This is a genomic window from Pseudomonas kulmbachensis, assembly GCF_963681935.1.
Lineage (GTDB): Bacteria > Pseudomonadota > Gammaproteobacteria > Pseudomonadales > Pseudomonadaceae > Aquipseudomonas > Aquipseudomonas kulmbachensis.
Window position 1 is genome coordinate 1,579,818 of record NZ_OY817088.1, and the last position, 22,698, is coordinate 1,602,515.

Annotated in this window: 20 protein-coding genes, 1 tRNA gene and 1 pseudogene; 16 read left to right on the forward strand and 6 right to left on the reverse strand. The window is 59.0% G+C overall.

Translation table 11 applies throughout. The features are described 5' to 3' along the window. The first annotated feature begins 30 nt into the window (after positions 1-30). Positions 31-861 (forward strand): NADPH-dependent 7-cyano-7-deazaguanine reductase QueF, encoded by an 831-nt coding sequence (gene queF / locus U5A05_RS07365; RefSeq protein ID WP_261741464.1) that lies wholly within the window; start codon positions 31-33, stop codon positions 859-861. Positions 862-999: 138 nt separating this feature from the next. On the opposite strand, the gene U5A05_RS07370 is transcribed toward queF, so the two are convergent. Together U5A05_RS07370 and U5A05_RS07375 are read right to left on the reverse strand one after the other, a co-directional pair. Further along, a complete protein-coding gene (locus U5A05_RS07370; RefSeq protein WP_321836033.1) occupies positions 1,000-1,473 on the reverse strand; it encodes a peroxiredoxin in 474 nt (157 codons plus the stop codon). A gap of 13 nt (positions 1,474-1,486) precedes the next feature. After that, positions 1,487-2,047 (reverse strand): glycine cleavage system transcriptional repressor, encoded by a 561-nt coding sequence (locus tag U5A05_RS07375; protein WP_261741466.1) that lies wholly within the window; start codon positions 2,045-2,047, stop codon positions 1,487-1,489. Positions 2,048-2,375: 328 nt separating this feature from the next. Here U5A05_RS07375 and dapA point away from each other — a divergent pair, with 328 nt between their 5' ends. The 5 genes from dapA (at position 2,376) to U5A05_RS07400 (ending at position 6,073) form a co-directional block, all read left to right on the forward strand. Next, positions 2,376-3,254, forward strand: a complete 879-nt coding sequence (dapA, locus tag U5A05_RS07380; RefSeq protein ID WP_261741467.1) for a 4-hydroxy-tetrahydrodipicolinate synthase — start codon at positions 2,376-2,378, stop codon at positions 3,252-3,254. A 17-nt stretch (positions 3,255-3,271) separates the two neighbouring features. Continuing rightward, positions 3,272-4,387 carry an outer membrane protein assembly factor BamC gene (gene bamC / locus U5A05_RS07385; protein ID WP_261741468.1) on the forward strand — a complete coding sequence of 372 codons (1,116 nt, stop codon included), beginning with the start codon at positions 3,272-3,274 and terminating at the stop codon, positions 4,385-4,387. A gap of 4 nt (positions 4,388-4,391) precedes the next feature. Next, a complete protein-coding gene (locus U5A05_RS07390) occupies positions 4,392-5,150 on the forward strand; it encodes an MBL fold metallo-hydrolase (RefSeq protein WP_321836034.1) in 759 nt (252 codons plus the stop codon). A 28-nt stretch (positions 5,151-5,178) separates the two neighbouring features. Continuing rightward, entirely contained in the window at positions 5,179-5,892 is a 714-nt protein-coding gene (purC, locus tag U5A05_RS07395; protein WP_019410660.1) for a phosphoribosylaminoimidazolesuccinocarboxamide synthase, read from the forward strand. Positions 5,893-5,983: 91 nt separating this feature from the next. After that, a tRNA-Ser gene (locus tag U5A05_RS07400) sits at positions 5,984-6,073 on the forward strand. Positions 6,074-6,387: 314 nt separating this feature from the next. On the opposite strand, the gene U5A05_RS07405 is transcribed toward U5A05_RS07400, so the two are convergent. Beyond that, the gene (locus U5A05_RS07405) at positions 6,388-7,110 is read right to left on the reverse strand and encodes a pirin family protein (protein WP_321836035.1); all 723 of its coding nucleotides are present in this window, start codon (positions 7,108-7,110) and stop codon (positions 6,388-6,390) included. A 250-nt stretch (positions 7,111-7,360) separates the two neighbouring features. Here U5A05_RS07405 and U5A05_RS07410 point away from each other — a divergent pair, with 250 nt between their 5' ends. From U5A05_RS07410 to ycaC, 5 genes and pseudogenes are all read left to right on the forward strand, one after another. Continuing rightward, entirely contained in the window at positions 7,361-8,311 is a 951-nt protein-coding gene (locus U5A05_RS07410; RefSeq protein ID WP_261741471.1) for a GlxA family transcriptional regulator, read from the forward strand. A gap of 122 nt (positions 8,312-8,433) precedes the next feature. After that, complete coding sequence (locus tag U5A05_RS07415) at positions 8,434-9,258, forward strand: alpha/beta fold hydrolase (protein ID WP_261741472.1); 825 nt, start codon at positions 8,434-8,436, stop codon at positions 9,256-9,258. Positions 9,259-9,379: 121 nt separating this feature from the next. Next, positions 9,380-9,991: a putative antibiotic biosynthesis monooxygenase gene (locus tag U5A05_RS07420; protein ID WP_321836036.1), complete on the forward strand. Its 612-nt coding sequence runs from the start codon at positions 9,380-9,382 to the stop codon at positions 9,989-9,991. Continuing rightward, positions 9,988-11,827 (forward strand): annotated as a pseudogene (locus U5A05_RS07425) (amidohydrolase). Before U5A05_RS07420 ends, U5A05_RS07425 begins: the two are co-directional and overlap by 4 nt. Positions 11,828-11,859: 32 nt before the next feature. Further along, entirely contained in the window at positions 11,860-12,486 is a 627-nt protein-coding gene (ycaC, locus tag U5A05_RS07430) for an isochorismate family cysteine hydrolase YcaC (protein WP_261741475.1), read from the forward strand. A gap of 228 nt (positions 12,487-12,714) precedes the next feature. On the opposite strand, the gene U5A05_RS07435 is transcribed toward ycaC, so the two are convergent. Further along, positions 12,715-14,142 carry a mechanosensitive ion channel family protein gene (locus U5A05_RS07435; protein WP_261741476.1) on the reverse strand — a complete coding sequence of 476 codons (1,428 nt, stop codon included), beginning with the start codon at positions 14,140-14,142 and terminating at the stop codon, positions 12,715-12,717. Positions 14,143-14,327: 185 nt separating this feature from the next. Here U5A05_RS07435 and U5A05_RS07440 point away from each other — a divergent pair, with 185 nt between their 5' ends. Continuing rightward, positions 14,328-15,224, forward strand: a complete 897-nt coding sequence (locus tag U5A05_RS07440) for a LysR family transcriptional regulator (protein ID WP_321836037.1) — start codon at positions 14,328-14,330, stop codon at positions 15,222-15,224. A gap of 29 nt (positions 15,225-15,253) precedes the next feature. On the opposite strand, the gene map is transcribed toward U5A05_RS07440, so the two are convergent. Both map and U5A05_RS07450 read right to left on the reverse strand, forming a co-directional pair. Further along, entirely contained in the window at positions 15,254-16,045 is a 792-nt protein-coding gene (gene map / locus U5A05_RS07445; protein WP_321836038.1) for a type I methionyl aminopeptidase, read from the reverse strand. Continuing rightward, positions 16,042-16,284: a ParD-like family protein gene (locus tag U5A05_RS07450; RefSeq protein WP_321836039.1), complete on the reverse strand. Its 243-nt coding sequence runs from the start codon at positions 16,282-16,284 to the stop codon at positions 16,042-16,044. Before U5A05_RS07450 ends, map begins: the two co-directional genes overlap by 4 nt. Before the next feature lie 204 nt (positions 16,285-16,488). Here U5A05_RS07450 and U5A05_RS07455 point away from each other — a divergent pair, with 204 nt between their 5' ends. The 4 genes from U5A05_RS07455 (at position 16,489) to U5A05_RS07470 (ending at position 22,579) form a co-directional block, all read left to right on the forward strand. Continuing rightward, a complete protein-coding gene (locus U5A05_RS07455; RefSeq protein ID WP_321836040.1) occupies positions 16,489-18,165 on the forward strand; it encodes a sensor histidine kinase in 1,677 nt (558 codons plus the stop codon). Positions 18,166-18,351: 186 nt separating this feature from the next. Next, on the forward strand, positions 18,352-19,668 hold the full coding sequence (locus U5A05_RS07460) for a sigma-54-dependent transcriptional regulator (RefSeq protein WP_321836041.1): 1,317 nt from the start codon (positions 18,352-18,354) through the stop codon (positions 19,666-19,668). Positions 19,669-19,923: 255 nt separating this feature from the next. Continuing rightward, on the forward strand, positions 19,924-21,228 hold the full coding sequence (locus tag U5A05_RS07465; protein WP_321836042.1) for an ABC transporter substrate-binding protein: 1,305 nt from the start codon (positions 19,924-19,926) through the stop codon (positions 21,226-21,228). A gap of 28 nt (positions 21,229-21,256) precedes the next feature. Beyond that, positions 21,257-22,579 carry an ABC transporter substrate-binding protein gene (locus U5A05_RS07470; RefSeq protein ID WP_321836043.1) on the forward strand — a complete coding sequence of 441 codons (1,323 nt, stop codon included), beginning with the start codon at positions 21,257-21,259 and terminating at the stop codon, positions 22,577-22,579. The last annotated feature ends 119 nt before the right edge of the window (positions 22,580-22,698 follow it).

Sequence of the window (22,698 nt, forward strand, 5' to 3'; positions counted from 1 at the left end):
TACCGGGTTTTTCTAGCCAGGTTTTTTGTCATGCATCCCGCCGCCGAACATTCCCCGCTGGGCAAGTCCAGTGAATACATCAGCACCTATACCCCGTCCTTGCTGTTCCCGATCCCGCGTGCGGCGAAATGGGCAGAGCTGGGCCTGAGCGCCGAAACCCTGCCTTACGTCGGGGTGGATTTCTGGACCTGCTTCGAACTGTCATGGCTGTTGCCATCGGGCAAGCCGGTGGTGGCCATTGGCGAGTTCTGCTTTGCCGCTGATTCGCCAAATATTGTCGAATCCAAGTCGTTCAAGTTGTACCTGAACTCGCTGAATCAGAGTGTGTTTGCCGATACGCCAAGCCTTGTGGCCACATTACAGGCTGATCTGTCAGCTGCATCTGGTAAACCTGTCAGCGTGCGCGTACGAAGTCTGGATGAGTTTCAGGCTGATGGCGTGGCCGTTTTGCCGGGTGTGTGCATTGATGACCTGGACATCACGGTCAGCGATTATGCGCAGCCGCGTCCTGAGCTGCTCAAGTGCGATGATTCGCGGGTCGTTGAAGAAAGCGTTTACAGCCATTTGCTTAAATCCAACTGCCCGGTCACCAGCCAGCCGGATTGGGGCACTGTTGTGGTGCAATACCGTGGCGCGGCGCTGGATCACGCCAGCCTGCTGGCGTATCTGGTGAGCTTTCGCCAGCACTCGGACTTCCATGAGCAATGTGTGGAGCGGATCTTTCTCGACTTGCAGCGCTTGCTCAAACCCGAGAAGTTGACTGTGTATGCGCGCTATGTGCGCCGTGGCGGGCTGGATATCAACCCGTACCGCAGCACCGAAGCGGTCGAGTTCCAGAATGTGCGGTTGGTGCGTCAGTAACAGCAAATACTGTAGATACTCTGTTGCGGGTCAAGCCCCTTGTGGGAGCGAGCCTGCTCGCGAATTGCTCTTCGCGAGCAGGCTCGCTCCCACGCTTGAAGTATCCCTTCGGCAGCGCCTACAAAGTGATCGGAGCTCTTAGATCCGGCTCAGTGCCTTCGCCTGCTCCAGCACGGCTTCGACATGCCCTGGCACTTTCACCCCGCGCCACTCATGGCGCAGCACACCATTCTTGTCGATCAGGAAAGTGCTGCGATCAACGCCCATGTATTCCTTGCCATACAGCTTTTTCAGCTTGATCACGTCAAACAGCTGGCACAGGGCTTCGTCCTTGTCGCTCAGCAACTCAAACGGGAAACCCTGCTTGGCCTTGAAGTTTGCATGGGACTTGAGGCTGTCGCGGGACACGCCGAACACTTCAGTATTGGCCGCCTGGAACTCAGCGTAATGGTCGCGAAAGCCCTGGCCCTCGGTGGTGCAGCCCGGTGTGCTGTCCTTGGGGTAGAAGTAAATCACCACCTGCTTGCCCTTGAGCTGCGACAAGCTGACGGTTTTTTCACTCGTCGCAGGGATCTGGAAGTCGTCTACGGGTTGGTCAATTGCAACGGCCATTAAGTCGGTTTCCTTACATCGGGTTCTGTGGGCGCCACGGTTCGATCAGTGCGTCCAGGTTCAACGCGTCGGCGAAGTCCAGGAACTGATCACGCAACCAGCTGATTTGTACGCCAGCTGGCAAGGTTACGGTGAACGTGGCATTGAGCATGGTGCCGCCGGTCTGTGGGGCCAGATAGGTGTCGCATGTCAGGTTTTCCAGTTCAACCTGGTGGTCCATGAAAAACTGGCACAGCTCGTTGATGATGTCCGAGCGGTAGGCCGAACTCACGTAAGCGACATACGGCAGCGCTTGAGGGCGGATTTCAAGGGCGGCACTGCGCACAACATTGACGCTGAACGCATGTTTTTTGGCCAGCGCTGGCAAGCCTGCTTCAAGGCGCGCCAGGGCGTCCCAGCTACCGGTGATTTCCAGGACCAGCGCACTGCATTCGCCGTGGCGAGTCAGGCGCGAGGTCACGACGGCGCAGCGATTTTCATGGCTGGCGCGACACAGGACGTTAGTCAGCTCCATTGGGTTGGCGCCAAGGGCACTGATGACAAGGAATTGTTCGCGGACTGTGGGGGTGGACATGCAGCCTTCCTAAAACGATGAGCGGTCAGTACGGTCGATGGGCTGCGAGTCGAATATTCAGTTGCCTCTCAAACGCCTGAACCCCGAAAACACGCCATTACAGACGGTTTGCAGGCTCTGCAAACCGCGCTCGGCGGCGTTTGGGCGGGGCTTTGAGCGTCTGGTGAAGGGCCGTGAAACAGACCCGCACGCACATCAGTACCAATCAAAGCCTGAAGGGTAGCGAAAAGCAACGCTAAGGGGAATGCTCATCGGGCGCGCTGTTGCTTGTGCAAGGGTCATGGCGCCAGTACCATTACGGCTCTCTTTTTCCGGCAGGAGCGGTTGCATGATTGCGGGCAGTATGGTGGCACTGGTCACACCTATGGATGCACAAGGTCGTCTTGATTGGGACGCTCTGAGCAAACTGGTGGACTTTCACCTGCAAGAGGGCACCAACGCCATTGTTGCCGTTGGCACTACAGGTGAATCGGCAACTCTGGATGTGAACGAACACATCGAAGTGATTCGTCACGTTGTCAAACAGGTTGCAGGGCGTATTCCGGTGATTGCCGGTACGGGCGCCAACTCGACGCGTGAAGCGATCGAACTCACCACTAATGCAAAGGCCGCTGGCGCCGATGCATGTCTGCTGGTAACGCCGTATTACAACAAGCCGACCCAGGAAGGCCTGTATCAGCACTTCAAGGCCATCGCTGAAGCAGTCGATATCCCGCAGATCCTTTACAACGTTCCGGGCCGTACCGCCTGCGACATGCTGCCGGCCACCGTCATTCGTCTTTCCACCGTGCCGAACATCATCGGTATCAAGGAAGCCACCGGCGACCTGACGCGCGTACCGGTCATCCTCGCAGGTGTGAGCGATGACTTCCTGGTGTACTCCGGCGACGACGCCACCGCAGTCGAGCTGATCCTGCTCGGCGGCAAGGGCAATATCTCGGTAACTGCCAACGTTGCCCCGCGTGACATGAGCGAAATGTGTGCCGCTGCGATGCGTGGCGATGCCGTCACTGCCCGCGCGATCCACGAAAAGCTGATGCCGCTCAATAAAACCCTGTTTATCGAATCCAACCCTATCCCCGTGAAATGGGCTCTGAGCGAGATGGGCTTGATGTCGGACGGTATCCGTCTGCCACTCACCTGGCTCAGCGAGCCTTGCCACGAACCGCTGCGTCAGGCAATGCGCCAGTCCGGTGTTTTGGTTTAATTGAGGAAGCACTACGCATGAAGCGATTGGCCGGACTTTCCGCACTAGCCGTGATTATTTCGAGCACCAGCGGCTGCGGTTGGCTGTGGGGTCAAGACGGGTACTTCCGTGACCGTGGCAGTGATTATCTGGAGGCGCGTCAAACCGCCCCGATGCAATTGCCAGCGGGTGTCCAGACAGACAAGCGCCTTGTGCCGCTGTTGCCGATCCCGAGCAACGTACCCGACGACACCGTTACGGGCGAGTTTGACGTGCCGCGGCCACAACCATTGACGGTTGCTGCCAGCGCCAGCGACTACAGCCTGCAAAAAAGCGGTGACAGCCGCTGGGTAATGGCGCAACGCTCTCCATCCGAAGTCTGGCCGGTAGCGATGCAGTTCTTCCAGGACAACGGTTTCCGTATCGACGAGCAACGCCCGCAAACCGGCGAGTTCACCACAACCTGGCAGCGTGCTGACGAGCTTTCGGCTCCGATGGCCCGTCACGTGGGCAGCAGCGGCCTGGCCTCCGACAGCGAGACCCGCCTGCGGGTGCGCATCGAGCCGGGTGTGCAGCGCAACACCAGCGAAATCTACGTCGTCAGTGCCAACCGTCCAGCGGACAGCACCGCGAATGTCGATTTCGGCAACCGCTCGGTCAACACCGGTCTGGATGCTGCTCTGGTTGATGAAATGCTGATCAGCATGAGCCGCAGCGCCGAGAAGGGCGGTTCGGTCTCGTTGCTTGCAGCGCGTGATTTCGACACCCCGGCCCGCGTCACCCTGAGCGAAGACGGCAGCGGCAACCCGGTACTTACCCTGACCGAAGACCTCGACCGTGCCTGGTCAGGTGTTGGGCGTGCGCTTGAGCAGGGCGAATGGCGCGTTGAAGACATCAACCGCACCTTGGGCCTGTACTACATCAACCTCGCCGAAAAAGCCGAGAAGAAGGACGAGAAACCTGGTTTCTTCTCTGGCCTCTTCGGCAGCAAGCCGGACAAGGAAGAAGTTGAAGCCCGTGCCCAGCGCTATCAGGTTCGCCTGAGCAAGGTCGGTGACAGCGTGCAGGTCACTGTCGAAGAAAACATCAACACCGTTGCCTCGCCAGAAGTGGCGCGCAAAGTGTTGGGCGTGATTCAAGACAACCTGGGCTGATTCTATGCGTTTTGCCGTTCTCGGCAGTGGTAGCCAAGGGAATGGCACGCTGATAACCAGCGACAACACTTATGTACTGGTCGATTGCGGTTTCTCGTTACGAGAAACCGAGCGACGCCTGGCCCGGTTGGGCGTTAGCGCGCACCAATTGAGCGCGATTCTGGTAACCCACGAACATGCCGATCACGTGCATGGCGTGGGTTTGCTGTCTCGGCGCTACAATTTGCCGGTGTACATGAGTCGCGGTACTCAGCGCGGGATGCGCAAACCCTTGGAGCCTGCCGGTTACGTGGCAGGTGGCGAGACGTTGCAGATAGGGGCGTTGACCATCAGTGTGACCCTGGTTGCCCATGATGCTCAGGAACCCACCCAGTACGTGTTCAGTGACGGCAAGCGGCGCTTTGGCCTGCTGACCGATCTGGGCTCGTACTGCGCTGGTGTGCTGGACAGCTATAGCAACCTGGATGCATTGATGATCGAGGCCAACCATTGCCGCGACCTGCTTGCCCGTGGTCACTACCCGGCTTTTCTCAAGCAGCGGGTAGGCGGCCAGGAAGGACATTTGAATAACCATCAGGCCGCAAACCTGGTGGCCGAGTTGGGCTGGCAAGACCTGCAACACCTGGTACTGGCCCACCTCAGCAGCAAGAACAACCTGCCGCAGCTGGCCCGGCAATGTTTCGTCGACACCCTTGGGTGCGACCCGGACTGGCTGCAACTGGCCGATCAAGATTCAGGGCTCGACTGGCGCACAATCGCCTAGCCCACTTACTTAGCATGCGGAGCCCATCATGGAAAAACGTGAAGAACTCTATCGCGGTAAAGCGAAATCGGTTTACAAAACCGATGACGAAAACCGCTTGATCCTGCTGTTTCGCAACGACACTTCGGCGTTCGACGGCAAGCGTATTGAACAGCTTGATCGCAAAGGCATGGTGAACAACAAGTTCAACGCCTTCATCATGCAGAAACTCGAAGAAGCCGGCGTGCCGACCCAATTCGACAAACTGCTGGGCGACAACGAATGTCTGGTCAAAAAACTCGACATGATCCCGGTCGAGTGCGTTGTGCGTAACTACGCTGCAGGCAGCCTGGTCAAGCGTCTGGGTGTGGAAGAGGGCATGAAGCTCAATCCGTACACCTTCGAACTGTTCCTGAAGGACGACGCCAAGGGCGACCCGTTCATCAACGAATCCCACGTAGTGGCATTCGGTTGGGGCACTGCCGAGCAACTGGTTCGCATGAAAGAACTGTCGCTCAAGGTCAACGACGTATTGAACAAACTGTTCGACGACGCTGGCTTGCTGCTGGTGGACTTCAAGCTTGAATTCGGCGTTTTCCACGACGGCAGCATCGTTTTGGGTGACGAATTCAGCCCGGATGGCTGCCGTCTGTGGGACAAGGCAACTGGCAAGAAAATGGACAAGGACCGCTTCCGTCAGGGTCTGGGTGACGTAATCGAAGCCTACGAAGAAGTTGCCAACCGTCTCGGCGTCCCGCTTTAAGCTGTAAAGGCGCGCAAGCAACTGATACAGCGCGGTTTTTTTGAAAAAAGGCTTTGCCATAATCAAAAACCGCGCTATTATTCGCGCCGTTGGAGAGATGCCAGAGTGGCCGAATGGGACGGATTCGAAATCCGTTGTACTGGCGACAGTACCTAGGGTTCGAATCCCTATCTCTCCGCCATTATTGAACAAGACGAAGCCCCTGAAATGGTTAAACATTTCAGGGGCTTTTTCGTGGGCGCCAAAAAGTCGTGGAAGATTCTGGCGCAATGTCTGCTTTTTAAATGGTGGAGTTGCATCTATTGATCCAGGCGTGAGGCTTTCAGCTGTTTTTCGGCGATTTTCGGTGATTTTCGGTGATTTTCTGATTTTTCCCCAACCGTTTTATCGAGCTTGAGTTCAATGCTCCCCCGCAACCGACCTCTATATCTGAAGCTTTCCCACAGTGTCCCACTCGCCCGTTACTGATTGGACGAGCGGGTTTTGGCTTAGGCCTCAAGGCATCTGCGGCAACTCCTGCGTCCGCAGATCGAACACCAGCACCTCGGCGTCTCTGCCATTGCTCAAGGTCAGCAGTTGTTCCTTGCGCACTCGCACGCCGTCGCCTTCCTGAAGGGCCATGCCGTTGAGTTCGACGCTGCCTCGGGCTACGTGCACATAGGCGTAGCGGTCGGCGGCGAGTTCCAGTGTGGCGTTTTCCTTACCGTCTATCAGGGCTGCATAGACCCGGGCATCCTGGCGTACGTGGAGCGAACCATCGGCGCCATCGGGCGAGATGATCAGTTGCAGACGCCCGCGTTTTTTTTGCGTGTTGAAGTGCTCTTGTTGGTAGCGGGGTTTGGCGCCGCCGATGTCAGGCACGATCCAGATTTGCAAAAAATGCACAGGCTGGCTGTGCGAGTGGTTGTACTCGCTGTGCGCCACGCCGCTGCCAGCACTCATCAATTGCACGTCACCCGGGCGGATCACCGAACCTGTGCCCAGGGTGTCCTTGTGCTCCAGCGCACCGTCGAGCACGTAGGAGAAAATTTCCATGTCGCGGTGGGGGTGCTGGCCGAAGCCTTTGCCCGCTGCCACGCGGTCGTCGTTGATCACCAACAGGTCGGAGAAACCTTGCTCATCGAGGTTGCGATAGTTGGCAAATGAGAAGGTGTGGAACGACTTCAACCAGCCATGATTGGCGGCGCCGCGATCAGATGCTTTGCGAAGGGTCAGCATGATGACATCTCCTGTGTGGACGTTAATTCGTCCGAGTGAGGAGAAGGTTAATGGTTACTGTGGAGTAAATTAAGTAGCTTAAAATTGAAATACTGTCTCTTTGAGGTTGACAATTTTAGCGAATTTTTCACGTATTATTTCCCGACGCTTGCTCATGATCTGCGCTTCAGCAGTAGACCGTAGGCAGTGCAACAGCGGTAAGCCCACAGGGGAATTCGTTCATGCAGCTGCTCACAGTGATACCTGACCTATGAAAACCGTGGCCATCGTGTTGTTCCCAGACTTCCTACTGCTCGACATGGCGGGTCCCATGGAGGTGTTCTCTATTGCCAACCGCTATTTACATCCGGATCAGCAGTATGAGTTGACCACTGTTGCTACCGAGCCAGGCCTGCTGCGCGCCTCAAACGGTGTGAGTTTGCAGGCGGATTTACATATTGATCAGGCCAGCGGGCACTATGACTTGTTGCTGGTACCCGGTGGTCCAGGGGCCTACAACGACAAGCCGCTGCCCTTGCTGGAGTGGCTCAAGGGCGCCGTCACCCGGGCCGGGCAATACGGTTCGATCTGTACCGGGGCATTCGTGCTGGGCTTCGCCGGTTTGCTGGACGGCTACCGCGTCACTACCCATTGGCATTACACCGAGCGGCTGATCAAGGCCTTCCCCAAGGCCAGCGTTGAGATCGACCAGATTTTCGTGCAGGACCGCAACCTCATCACGTCTGGCGGCGTCACGGCCGGTATCGACCTTGCGCTGTCGGTGGTAGCCAATGACCACGGTAAAAAAGTCGCCTTGGACGTGGCAAAAGTGCTGCTGGTGGTGATGAAGCGTCAGGGCGGGCAGGCGCAGTTCAGTCCGTTGATGGCCAGCGTAGGCACGCTCGAAACCCCGATAACCCGAGTTCAGAACTACATCCTCGAACACCTCGATCAGACCTTCAGCATCGAATCCATGGCGAGGTTGGCCAGTATGAGCCCGAGGCACTTTGCCAGGGTTTTTGCCCGGGAGGTCAACATGACACCCATGGACTTTCTCCAGGGCGCGCGTATCGATCGCGCCAGAAGCCTGCTGGAGACCAGTGAGTTGCCACTCAAGACAGTGGCCTTCAAAAGTGGCTTCGGCAGCGTCCGGCACATGCGTTTCCTGTTCAATGAAAAGCTCGGTTTGACCCCTGCACATTACCGAGAGCAGTTCAGCTAGCCCCGATTGTCCGTTGTGCGCACCGAGATGGCCGTAATGCTCCTACCAGAGCAGTTGCGCTGTCATCCATGCCTGCCAAGATAGATGAGAACTCTTTGCACTTGCACAAGGATGACCGCCCCATGAGTACTTTCACCACCAGTGATGGCACCGAGATCTACTACAAGGACTGGGGCACGGGGCAGCCCGTGGTTTTCAGCCACGGTTGGCCGTTGAACGCCGATAGCTGGGAATCACAGATGCTGTTCCTGGCCTCTAAAGGTTATCGGGTCATTGCCCATGATCGGCGCGGCCATGGTCGTTCCAGCCAGCCATGGGCAGGTAACGACATGGACACCTACGCCGATGACCTGGCGCAGTTGATCGAGCTGCTGGATCTGCAAGATGCCGTGTTGTTCGGTTTCTCTACCGGCGGCGGTGAAGTGGCGCGTTATATCGGTCGCCACGGTACGGCGCGGGTGGCGAAGGCGGGGCTGATTTCATCGGTGCCGCCTTTAATGCTCAAGACCGAAGCCAACCCCGGCGGCCTGCCGCTTGAGGTCTTTGACGGGATTCGCAAGGCGTCTTTGGCGGACCGTTCACAGCTGTATATCGACCTCGCCAGCGGTCCTTTCTTTGGTTTCAACAAACCAGGGGCCAAACCCTCCCAGGGGATGATCGACTGGTTCTGGATGCAGGGCATGACCAGCGGCCATAAAAACGCCTACGACTGTATCAAGGCGTTCTCTGAAACCGACTTTACCGAAGACCTGAAGAAATTCGACATTCCGACCCTGGTGGTCCACGGCGATGCCGACCAGGTGGTGCCGATTGAAGCCGCGGGCATCGCGGCGGCAGGATTGGTCAAAGGTTCTACGCTGAAGATCTACCCCGGTGCGCCCCACGGGCTGACTGATACCCACAAGGATCAGCTCAATGCCGATCTGTTGGCGTTTCTCAAGGGCTGATACGCGGGAAACCCTGTAGACACTCTACCGGTCAAGGCCACCTGTGGGAGCGAGTCTGCGCGCGCCCACGGTTAAAGTATCTACAGGGGATATTCGTCTGGATATCTTTGGAGCCTTTTGCATGTCTGAATCCACTGAGATCGACCCGCCGACCCGGGTTTTCGATGAGGTTGTGACCCTGGTGGTCAAGCATCGGGTCAAGGCCGGTTTTGAAGTGCCCTACAACGACTGGCTGCGCAAGATCGTGCGCATTGCCGGGCAATGGGACGGGCATCTGGGGGTGGATGTCGTGCCCGGCAAGAGTGCCGGTCTGGACACCTATACCTGCGTACTGCGCTTTTGCTCCACTGACGCCATGCAGCGCTGGCTGGACTCGCCGCAACGTCGCGAACTGGTCAACGAAGCCACGCCGATGCTGGCGGACGGCGACCAGACCGAGGTCAACCCGGCCAACGAATTCTGGTTCGCGCCCCTCACCGAATCCCGTCTGCCGCCACCCCGCTGGAAACAGGCAGTGCTGACGCTGATGGTGATTTTTCCGCATACCTTGCTGGTGCCGCTGATCTGGAAGCCCTTGCTGGGCTTGAGCCCCTTTTTCTCCCAATACCTGGTTGCCACCTTTGTGATCACGCTGACCATCGTTGTCTCGGTGGTTTATCTGTTTATGCCAATGGCGACGCGTGTGTTCGCGCCTTGGCTGACGGCTCCCACTGAGCCCAAGGAAACGCGATGAACGCCGATCTGATCTTATTCAATGGCCAATTTCATACCGTCGATCGCGACAACCCGCATGCCAGCGCCGTGGCCATCCGCGAGGGCCGCTTTGTGGCGGTCGGCACCGATGCTCAGGCGATGGCCCTGCGCGGTATCGGGTACGCAAGTTATCGACCTCAAGGGCCGCTGTGTCATTCCTGGCCTTAATGACTCACACCTGCATCTGATCCGTGGTGGCCTGAATTACAACCTCGAACTGCGCTGGGAAGGTGTGCCATCGCTGGCCGATGCGTTGCGCATGCTCAAGGAACAGGCCGAGCGCACGCCGACGCCGCAATGGGTGCGGGTGGTGGGCGGCTGGAACGAATTCCAGTTCGCCGAAAAACGCATGCCTACCCTGGAAGAACTCAATCAGGCGGCCCCGGATACCCCGGTATTTGTCCTGCACTTGTATGACCGGGCCTTGCTTAATCGGGCCGCGCTGCGGGTTGCCGGCTATACCCGTGATACCCCGAACCCGCCGGGTGGCGAGATTGTGCGAGATGCCAACGGCAACCCGACCGGCATGCTGGTGGCGCGACCCAACGCGATGATTCTCTACTCGACCCTGGCCAAGGGGCCGAAGTTGCCGTTGGAGTATCAGGTGAACTCCACCCGCCAATTTATGCGCGAGCTCAACCGCCTGGGCCTCACCAGCGCGATTGATGCCGGCGGTGGTTTTCAAAACTATCCCGACGATTACCAGGTCATCGAACAGTTGGCCAAAGACCAGCAGTTGACTATCCGTATTGCCTACAACCTGTTTACGCAAAAGCCCAAGGAAGAACTGACCGACTTCAAGAACTGGACCGGCAGTGTGAAACTGCACCAGGGCGATGACTTCTTGCGGCACAACGGCGCCGGGGAAATGCTGGTGTTCTCGGCGGCGGACTTCGAGGACTTCCTTGAACCGCGCCCGGACTTGCCGCAAACCATGGAAGACGAACTGGAGCCGGTGGTGCGTCATTTGGTGGAGCAACGCTGGCCGTTCCGCCTGCACGCCACCTACAACGAATCCATCAGTCGCATGCTCGACGTGTTCGAGAAGGTCAATCGCGATATCCCGTTCAATGGCTTGCCGTGGTTTTTCGACCATGCCGAAACCATCACCCCGCATAACATCGAGCGTGTGAGAGCACTGGGTGGGGGCATTGCGATTCAGGATCGTATGGCATTCCAAGGTGAGTATTTCGTCGAACGTTACGGCGCCAAAGCGGCCCAAGCTACGCCCCCCATCAAGCGCATGCTGGCCGAAGGCGTGCCGGTGGGGGCGGGCACCGATGCCACCCGCGTATCCAGCTATAACCCGTGGACTTCGTTGTATTGGATGGTCAGCGGTCGCACTGTCGGCGGCCTTGAGTTGCACGCCGAAGGCTTGCCCCGGCTCACCGCACTGGAGCTGTTCACCCACGGCAGCGCCTGGTTTTCATCCGAGCAGGGCAAAAAGGGCCAGATCAAGGTCGGCCAGTTGGCAGACGTGGCGGCCCTGAGCGCGGACTTCTTTAGCGTCGACGAAGAAGCCATCAAGTGGATCGAGTCCGTGTTGACCGTGGTGGGCGGCAAGGTGGTGTACGCCGCCGGCGACTTTGAAAAGCTTGGGCCAGCCCGTGTACCGGTGTTGCCCGACTGGTCACCGGTGGTCACCGTCCCAGGCCACTGGCGCCCTGGCGCGCCGTTGCTGGCGCAGGCCCACCAATGCAGTGGACCGTGCGCGGTGCATGCCCATGGCCATGAAAAAGCACGCTTTTCGAATGCGCCGGTCAGCGACTTTGCCGGCTTTTGGGGCGCCTTTGGCTGCTCGTGTTTCGCGTTTTGATCCCGTAACACCTATCCATCGAGGAGTTTCACATGAGCAATGTTCCGTACAAACGCCTGAACAAAGATGATGCTGTGGTGTTGCTGGTTGACCACCAGACCGGTCTGATCTCGTTGGTCCAGGATTTCTCGCCTAACGAATTCAAGAACAACGTACTGGCGCTGGGCGATGTGGCTAAGTTCTTCAAACTGCCGACCATCCTCACCACCAGTTTTGAAAACGGCCCCAACGGTCCGATGGTGCCGGAGCTCAAGGAACTGTTCCCGGACGCCCCGTATATCCCGCGCCCCGGTCAGATCAATGCTTGGGATAACGAAGATTTCGTCAAGGCGGTCAAGGCTACCGGGCGCAAGCAACTGATCATTGCGGGCGTGGTGACGGATGTATGCGTGACCTTCCCGACACTGTCGGCGCTGGCTGAGGGTTTTGACGTGTTTGTGGTGACAGATGCCTCGGGCACCTTTAACGAAACCGTGCAACAGGCCGCCTGGGCGCGGATGGCGGCAGCGGGTGCACAGTTGATGAACTGGTTCTCGGTGGCGTGCGAGCTGCAGGGGGACTGGCGCAATGACATGGAAGGCCTGGCCAACCTGCTGTCGCCGCGCATTCCCAACTACCGCAACCTGATGAACAGCTACTCGGTATTGACGGCAAAATAAGGCAGCACATTTGCTTCTGTAGCCGCTGCCGCAGGCTGCGACAAGGGCCGCAGGACCTTGGCTTTCTTTTGGAATCCGGGGCCGCTTTGCAACTCATCGCAGCCTGCGGCAGCGCAGATACTTCAAGTGTGAGAGCGAGCCTGCTCGCGAAGATCATTCGCGAGCAGGCTCGCTCGCACTAGTGGCTTGACCTGGAACAGAGTATCTACAGATGTCACCGTAATGTTTTCAGCGCTTGTGCAACCAACTCAAAAACCCCCCTTTCCTGATCGGTGCCGGTGCGGCCATCAGCGCCATGCGGCTGCTCTGCTGACGTACTGCCTGCAACGTATTCAACGCCCGTCCTACCTCAGCCTGTTGCCCCATGCATTCGCGGGTCACGGACTTGTCGAGCCGATAAATGATGCTTGAGGTCAGGGTAGTAAAGGTCGCCTGGGACGGCGAGTCCGTGAGGATGCTTTCTTCGCCCATGATCTCTCCGGGCCCCATGCGCCCGGCTTCAACAGGCCCCGTGGCGTTGGGCACGGTCACGCTGACCACGCCGGTGGCGATGACCATCAGGCTGTCCGGCACCTCGTCCAGAGCCAGTACCACCTGACCTGCCGCGTATTGCTGGGCAACCATGGAACGGGCGATCTGGTCGCGTTCCTCTGCACTCAGCGAGCGGAAGATTTTCACCTCGTCGAGCAATGCCCGTGCCCGGCCCGCGGGCTCGATCACAGCGTCAGGCTGGCGCGAAATACCTGCCGCCTCGAGATGCCGATGCGCGAGGTCAAACAGTTGGTTGCGGACTTCGCTTTTTTTAGCCAGCTCGGCAATAAACCCGCTGGCCACGTATTCGGACATGATCTCACCTGCCTCCTTGAGCACCGCTTTGGGAGCAGGGTTGAGCAGCAGACTGCTGCTGCCCTGCAGCGTGCGCTCCAACGCATCGAGCACCCGGCGCGGGCGAACATGGTTGGGCACCTGAATGCTGATCGACACGCCGTGCAGATTCGTGGGCCGGCTCAGGTTGACGATCTTGGCCTTGGCCGCCACGGAGTTGGGCACTACCGCCGTGCTGCCCGCGCTGGTCAACAAATGGGTGGCGCGCCAGTCGATATCCAGCACCTTGCCTTCGACACCGTCGATCACCACCCAGTCATCCACCTGATACGGCTTGGTGGTGTTGAGCACGATGCCGGAAAACACGTCGCTCAAGGTGCTCTGCAATGCCAGGCCAACCACAATCGCTACCACCCCGGACGTCGCCAGCAAGCCTTTCACCGGCAACTCCAGAACGTAACCGGCTGCGGCGACGATAGCCGCCAGAAACACCAGTGCGCCGATCACATCCTGCAGCAGGCGGCCGCTGTGACCGATGCGGCGCATCAGCACCAGGCCGAGCACCTCCGTAAGCACCCGCGCCGCGTACAGCCACCACATAATTCCCAGCGCCGTAGCCCCTAATTGCTCCACGCGGTCATCGGTAAACAGCGGCGCCTGCAACGGGCTGACTCCGGCGTTGATGATGATTGTGCTGAACATCGCAAACAGTGCCAGTCGCACGCATACCCGAGTCACACGCTGCTTGAATGGCGCCAGATGCCAGAGCGCGGCGTCGATCACCAGCAGTACAGCACCCCAGGACAGGGGGTGATCGAGGAGAAAGGGCATGGGTAAACTCCGAAATGAGAGAGGGGAATTCGTGGGAGCGAGCCTGCTCGCGAAGGCTCTAAAAGTGAAGCGCTTCGCGAGCAGGCTCGCTCCCACGGATACACCTGCAGCGAACAGAGCATAGTCGGGTGTTGAAAAGGGGAAAAGCCGTTATAAAGGGTTTAACTGTCCACTAGGTCGTGACAATGAACCCGTTCGAAGATATGCGTATATTTTGCCAGGTCATGGACTCCGGTAGCTTCACTGCGGCGGCCGACCAATTGGGTCTGTCCAAGCAATTCGTGAGTCGGCGATTGATACAACTGGAGGCGCGATTGGGCGTACGTCTGCTCAACCGCTCCACTCGGCGACTGGACGTCACGCCCCTAGGGCAAAGTTATTACGAGTCGGCCATGCGCTTGCTCAACGACGTCGAGCATATGGAGCAGGGTATCGCTGGCCAGACCAGCGAGCCACGCGGCACCTTGCGGGTCAGCGCACCGCTGTCCTTTGCCATGGCGCATCTGGGCTGCCTGCTGCCGTTGTTTTTGCAGCGCTACAGCGGCGTGACCGTAGAAGTGGACCTCAGCGACCGGCCGGTGGACTTGCTCAGCGAAGGCTATGACCTGGCCTTGCGCATCGGCGTGCTTGAGGACTCGACTCTAATTGCCCGTCGTATCGCCAGCATCGAGCGTGTTTACTGTGCCAGCCCGGCCTACCTGGCCGAGCGCGGCACACCGCTCAAACCCCAGGATCTGCACGAGCATGATTGCCTGCCCTACGGCCACGGCCGTCAGGTGCAGTGGCGTTTCGAAGGGCAGAGCAAGCCCCTGACCATCAACGTCAGCGGGCGCATGCGGGTCAATAATGGTGAGTTGCTCAGGGACGCAGCTATTGCAGGGCTGGGCATTACCTACCTGCCGACCTTTATCGTTGGCTCGGCTCTGGAGAGCGGGCAACTGGTACGCGTGCTGGACGATTACCGCTGCGCGCCGTTGGCGTTATCGGCGGTGTATCCGCAGCATCGCCAGCGTTCGCTACCGGTGCAGGCATTGATCGAATTCTTGCGCGAGCGGCTGGATCAGGGGCAAGGCGGGTTGTAGGGGGGACTCAGGCTCCCCCCGGTAGCTCGTCAAACGATGGCGGGGTAATCGGCCATCGTGTCAGGCCACGGGCTCAACACTTCGAAACCATCGTCGGTCACGGCGACCATGTGTTCCCACTGGGCTGAAAGCGAGTTGTCCTTGGTGACCACGGTCCAGTTATCGGGGAGGGTTTTCACATGGCGTTTGCCAGCGTTGAGCATGGGCTCGATGGTGAAAATCATGCCGGTCTTGAGCTTCATGCCCTGGCCCGGATAACCGTAGTGCAGTACCTGCGGCTCATCGTGATAAACCTTGCCGATCCCGTGGCCGCAATACTCACGCACCACGCTGTAGCCTTCTTTCTCGGCAAGGGTCTGGATGGCATGGCCGATATCACCGAGGGTCGCGCCAGGGCGCACCATGCGGATACCTGCGCACATGGCATCGTAAGTGGTTTTCACCAGGTGGCGTGCCTCGGGGCTAGGTTCGCCGACGAAGTACATGCGGCTGGTGTCGCCGAACCAGCCATCCTTGACCACCGCGATATCGATATTGACGATATCGCCGTCCTGCAGCACCCGGTTTGACGGAATGCCGTGGCAAACCACCTCATTGACCGAGGCGCACACGGTTTTCGGGAAGCCGTGATAGCCGACATTGCCGGGTATGGCCTTCTGCACATTGACGATGTAGTCGTGGCAGATCTGATCGAGCTGGTCGGTGGTGACGCCAGCCTTGACGTGCTCACCGATCATGGCCAGCACTTCGGCTGCCAGTTTGCCCGCGACCTTGGACTGGGCGATTTGTGCCGGGCTGTTGATCACGACGCTGGTTCTCATTGTGCCGCTCCCGCAGTGGCATCAGCCAGCTCGCACAGTTGCTTCAAATCGAGGCCGCCTTGCAGTTCGGCGCGGATCAGCAAGCGGCAGATCTGGTTGTGGTCCAGATCGGGGTGCAGCTCGGTCAGCATGCCGATGCGCATCCAGTGCTCTGCTTGTGCGTTGATTGAACGGTTGAGTGCGTTGCTGGCGACCCGCAGGTTTTCGTGGGTGGCGTCCGATATTTTTACGATGCCCATCTGAATGCTCGATATGAAGTATATATGAAACGTATATTAATCTAGGGCGTGGCAGGATCGCAACTCAAAGGTCTGTTAGTCATGGACAGCCCTGCGGGTCGATCCCTATGCTGGTGCGATTAAAAAAACAATCAGAACACCATGACCCTCAATGCCTCCCTCCATGCGCTACTCCACTGGCTTGCCCGGCCGCACCGAAGCCTGGTGGCACGGTATACCTTGCTCTCGGTGTTCGTGATGAGCATTGCGCTGGTCACTCTGGCCGTTCTTTACGAGCAATTGGCCAAGGACCTGCTCAATCGCCTGACCGGCGAACGCCTTGACGCCCAGGCGCTGTCGACGGCAAACCGCTTGTCGTCGTTTCTGGATGACCGTTTTTACCAGCTCTCGGCGCTGTCCAATCATCCCAACATGCCGGATTTCATTGTCGATCCGTCGCGCGTGATCAGTGATGTGGATTCGCTGCTCAAGATCGAGGGCGATTTGCCCTTTATTTATGGCGTGCTGTTTTTCGATGAACAGGATCGCCTGATCAAAGTGCTGCCCGGCCAGTCGGCTTCCGGGGAGCCTTACTGGGGCAGCGAGCACTGGTCCATCGCGGGCCTGCCGGTGCAATGGGTAGGGGATGTCGAAGTGATTGGCCCGCTGCTGGCGTACGCCGGAGGCTCCGGCAGCTTTTTGATCCGCAAGAGCATCCGTAACGGGCGAACCAATCAACGGGTACGCATCGCGCTGCACTTGCGTCTGGCGTCCTTGACCGAGTTGCTGGTCAGTGCGGGCATGAGCGGTGTGGTTGCGCCGTTGCTGCGCGTACCCGGCGGCGCGTTTGTCGACCCCACCGGGCGTCAGGTCAAGGCGCCCGGCCAATGGCACGAAGGGCCGGTAATCTTGCCGGGCTGGCAACTGGTGTTCAGCGTTGAGCCGGGTGCAATCCTCAAGCCGCTCAACGATGCCCGCTGGTGGCTGTACTGGGTGGCTGCGGGATTTATCGGGTTTATTCTGGTGGTGTTTTTTACCCTCTCGCGGCAACTGCGCTCGCGGGTCAGCACGTTGTTGCAGGGTGCTCATCAACTGTCGATGGGCGACTTGAGCTATCGCCTGGCCCAACAGCCGCGGGACGACGAAATCGGCCACGTTGCCCGTGCGTTCAACGTCATGGCCGAACGTCTGGCGCAGGTGATGGAAAAAACCGTGCGCACCGAGAACCTCGCGGTCCTTGGTACGTTTGCCACCGGGGTGGCCCATGAAGTGCGCAACCCGCTGGCAACCATGAAAACCACGGTGCAGGCCTTGTTGCGCCGTGAACAGGAACCGCAACGACGTTTGCTGCTGAGTGATCTGGTCAAGGAAATCGATCGCTTGTCACGGGTCACCAATGACCTGCTGGAATACGGCAGACCGCGCCCGGCCCAGCCGCAAAACGTGTCGGTGGCGCAGCTGTTTGAGCAGACCGCGCACTTGGTCGCGCCGCAGATGCAGGCCCGCAATATTGAGTTTCAGTGCAGGGCACCGGTGGATTTACAGATCTGTATCGATCCGGATCAGGCGCAGCAGGTATTGCTCAATCTGTGCCTGAACGCCTTGCAGGCCAGCAGCGAGGGGCAAACCGTCCGGCTTGATGCCGAGGAGTGGCAGGGGCGGGTGCGTATCGTTATAACTGACCAGGGCTGTGGTATTTCGGCCACTGACTTGCAGAATATCCGCCAGCCGTTTTTTACCCTCAAGGCCCGGGGCACCGGGTTGGGCCTGAGTATTTGTCAGCAACTGCTGGAGGCCAATGGTGCCCGGATGGAAATCCTCAGCACCCTTGGGGAGGGCACGCAGGTAATACTGGATTGCCCTGCTACTGCCAATGACACAGGCGTTGAGCGTAATTCGTAGCAGCTGCCGCAGTAACGAGGCTGCGTGCGGCGGCGCAGCCGTCGTAAAGTCAGGCTATGCGGTGAGTCAGGTAAATCGCATGTTCAGGTTTTACGATCGGTTCGCAATCGAACGTAGCCTTCGGCAACTGCTACGGGTTTTGTATATGCCTGAAATCTCCAGAGAACGTATTGAAGTGAGTCGCAGATGTCTGATGTTCACGTTTTAATCGTCGATGATGAAGAGGCGCTGGTGCGCTCGCTCAGTTTTGCGTTGCGCGAGGAGGGCATGCGCATCAGCACGGCCGGCAGTGGCGAAGCGGCGCTGCAACATGCCCTGGACGATGTCGATATTGTCCTGCTGGATCTGGGCCTGCCGGGCATTGATGGCATGGCCACCCTGGACGGCTTGCGCCAGCGCAGTCCGCTGCTGCCGGTGATCATGATTTCAGCTCATGGCGACACTCGTGCGGCGGTTCAGGCGGTCAAGGGCGGGGCTACCGATTACCTGACCAAGCCGTTTGAACTGGATGACTTGCTGGCCACTATCAGCAGCACCCTGGCTCTGGATGCCGTGGAGCCTGAAGTGACGGCGGGCCTGCAAGGGCAGAGCGCGGTCATGTCGGCCCTGCATGGTGCCGTACAACGAATTGCCCGCAGTTCGGCAACGCGAATCTTGCTGCTGGGCGAATCCGGCACCGGTAAAACCCTCGTGGCTCAAGCCCTGCATAGTCACAGCTCGCGGGCGGGCAGTGCATTTATCGAGGTCAACTGTGCGGCCCTGCCCGAGCAGTTGATTGAGGCTGAGCTGTTTGGCTCCGAGAAGGGCGCTTACACCGGGGCTCATCAAAAGCGTGCCGGGTTGGTCAGCCAGGCCAATGGCGGCACGTTGTTCCTTGATGAAATTGGCGAATTGCCCCTGAGCCTGCAGGCCAAGCTGCTGCATTTTCTGGAAAACGGCAGCTACCGCGCCGTCGGCGCCAGCCAGGCCAGTAGCGCGGATGTCAGGGTGGTGGCCGCAACCAATCGGGATTTGGCCGACGATGTACGTCTGGGGCGGTTTCGCGAAGACTTGTTTTACCGGTTGAACGTAATCACCGTAGATATACCGGCCCTGCGTGACCGGGCAGATGATCTGCTGCTTCTGGTCCAGTATTTTGCCCAGCGCCAAGCGCTGGAAGAGGGCGTGAGTCCGATCCGGTTCTTGCCCGACAGCATTGCGCTGCTGCGTCGGCATCGCTGGCCCGGCAATGTGCGTGAGTTGAAGAATCTGGTTGAGCGCTTGACCATTCTTTTACCAGGTCAGGACATCAGCGCCGCGATGCTGCCTGCGCAGTTGCAGGACAGTGCATCGCCAGGTAACCCAGCTCTGGTGCTGGGCGATCAGCTCGAACGCGCCGAGCGTGAGCTGGTCACTGACGCCTTGACCCGCACCGCGGGCCACAAAGGCCTGGCCGCGCAACTGCTGGGGATCTCCCGGCATGCGCTCAAACGCCGTCTGCAACGTCTGGGCATTGAGCGCTAAGCGCTCAGCCTTGCGCGCATGTTGAGCGGTTAGCGCTCAACATTTCTGCAAACCCTTAACCTGTAGCCGTTGCCGCAAGCTGCGATGGGTTGCGTAGCGACCCCAGAATTTAATCGACAGCGAAGTCCTGCGGCCCTTATCGCAGCCTGCGGCAGCGGCTACAGGGTGGCGATATATCTTGGCACACCCTTTGCTCTATCCCTCTGGCTGCTCAACAAGAGGCGTTTTCAACGCCCAAAGGAATTTATGCACCCGATGCGTTCATGGCGCCATTGCGCCCTGGCTTTGGCTGGTCTGCTGCTTGGTTCGTTCGCTTGTGCCGAGGTCGGCCGACTGGAGTTGGGCGTGCCTGCTGCCCAGGCCGATCTGACCATGGGTTGCCTGTATCCGATGACCGAGCGTGCGGCCATCTACGGGCAAGACAGCATTATCGGAATCCAGGTGGCCCTCAATGAATTGCAGGCCCGCCGCCTCGCCGGTGAGCCCGTACCGCGTTTGCGGGTGATCATCGATGATGATCAGTCCAAGGCTTCATACGGCGTTAGTCTGGCCCGCAGCTTTATCCACAAGGACGGGGTACAGGTACTGTGCGGCATGGTCTCGTCCGGGGTCGCGCTGGCAGTCAGCCAATTGGCCCTGCAGGAAAAAGTACTGATGATCGGCACCGATCATGCCTCTTCGCGCATGACCCTGGAAAACGGCCATCCCTATTACTTTCGCGTAACCAACGACACCTGGACCTCCATGGCGGCGGGTGCTCGCTACCTGCAGGCGTTGCAGAAAAAAACCGGCTGGAAGCGCCTGGCCTTTATTGGTCCTGATTACGAATACGGTCATGTGTCCCGTGATGATTTGCACACCGCCCTCAACCAACTGGGCGTGAAATTCGACGACGTGATCGAGCTATGGCCGCGCCTGTATGAGCCGGACTACTCGCCCTATATCACCGCGCTGGAACAATCCAGACCGGACATCATCGTGTCGGCTATTTGGGGCGGCGATTTCCACGCATTCGTCAAACAGGCTGCCGGTTCCCGGCTGCTCGAAACCTCGCGCCTGGCGAACTTCGATACCGGGGCCAATTTCGATTTTCTGGTTGCCCTGGGGGACAAGGCCCCTGCGGGGTTGATCCTCTCTTCCCGGCACCACAACAACTGGCCGACTACCGAGCGCAACCGCTCGTTTGTCGAGCGCTTTCACGCGCTGAGCGGGCGCTACCCGACCTATGCCGCACAGGGCGCCTACACCGGTGTCATGGTGCTGGCCCAGGCCTATGAAAAGACCGGCGGCGTGACCGAGACCCAGGCGCTGATCCACGCACTGGAAGGCCTGGAAATTGCCTTGCCGGAAGACCCGCCAGGCACCTGGTCGCGCATCGATCCGGTGACCCATCAAATCCAGCAGAGCCAGGCCATTGGCACGCCGCTACCCAATACCGCTTACCCGCCTGCCCAACTGATGCTGGGTGACTGGTCGGTGTACTCGGCGCAAGAGCTACAGCTCGACAGCGCCACGCTGAAGCGGCGACTGGCCGCACGAAAAACCGTTGTCGAGCCCTGACGGCTCACTCATCCATTGAGAGACAAGCATGAACAATTCCAAGAAAAGCATGTTGAAACACCCTTTGGCATTTGCCATCACGGCAGCCGGGCTGGCCCTGTCCTTGAACGCTGGGGTCCAGGCCGCTGAAAACGGCAAGTTCCGCATTGGCATCGTGACCTTTCTGTCCGGCCCGGCCGCCGGGCCGTTTGGCGAACCTTCGGCCAATGCTGCCAAGGTGCTGGTCGAAGGTTTGAACAAGGGCCAGTTGCCCGCGCCCTACGACAAGTTGGGGATCAATGGCGCCGAGATCGAAGTGGTGATCATCGACGAGGCGGGCGGCGCCGCGAAACAGGTCGAAGAATTCCGCAATCTGGTACAGCGCCAGAAGGTCGATGCGGTGGTGGGTTACATCTCGTCCGGCGACTGTCTGGCCATCGCGCCGGTAGCTGAAGAGCTGGGCGCGATGACCGTGTTCTACGACTGCGGCACTTCGCAACTGTTCAAGGAAGACAAAACCCCGCAATACGTGTTCCGCACCAGCCTTGATGCGGCGGTGGACAACATAGGCGCCGCGCGTTACCTGGCCAAGGTGCGACCGGATGCGCAGAAAGTCGCGGGCATCCAGCAAAACTACGCCTGGGGCCAGGACAGCTGGAACGACTTCACCCACTCCATGGAGCAACTGATGCCCAAGGCCAAGGTGGTCGAATCGCAGATGCCCAAAGTGTTCCAGGGCCAGTACGGTGCCGAGATCTCTGCGATTTCGGTCAAGCGCCCGGACATCATTCACTCCAGCTTCTGGGGTGGCGACATGGAGGCGCTGGTGTTGCAAGCCAACGCCCGTGGTCTGTTGGAAGATGCCACGGCAGTCCTGACGTGCGGCGAGTCGGCAATTGACCGCTACAAGGACCAGGCCCCCAACGGCATGATTATCGGTGGCCGTGGTCCGTTCGGCGCCTTTGCCCCGGATAACGAACTCAACCGCTGGTTCAAGGACAAGTACGTAGCGGCTTACAAGACCGCGCCGACTTACCCTGCGAGCAAAATGGCCCAGGCGATTCTCGGCCTCAAGCACGCGGCTGAAAACGCCAAGGTCGAGTCCGGCAAAATCCCGGCACCGTTGGAAATTGCCAAGGCGTTCAAGGGCGCGACCTTCGAGTCGGTGTCCGGCACCGTGCAAATGGCCCGCGCCGAGGGGCATCAGGCCATGCAGGGCATCGCTTACGGCGAGTACAACTACGACCCGGCGAGCAAAAAAGGCAGCGTGCAAAACGTCATCGCCTTTGCCGGTGAGTGCGTAACGCCACCGGACGGCACCACCGCGCTGGAGTGGATCAAGGCCGGTTTCCCTGGCGCTCAGTGCAACTGATTACCACACACCTGTAGCTGCTGCCGCAGGCTGCGATAAGGGCCGAAGGACCTTCGCTTTTGAAAAGGCGCGATCCCTGCGGGCTCGATCGCAGCCTTCGACAGCGGCTACAACAACGG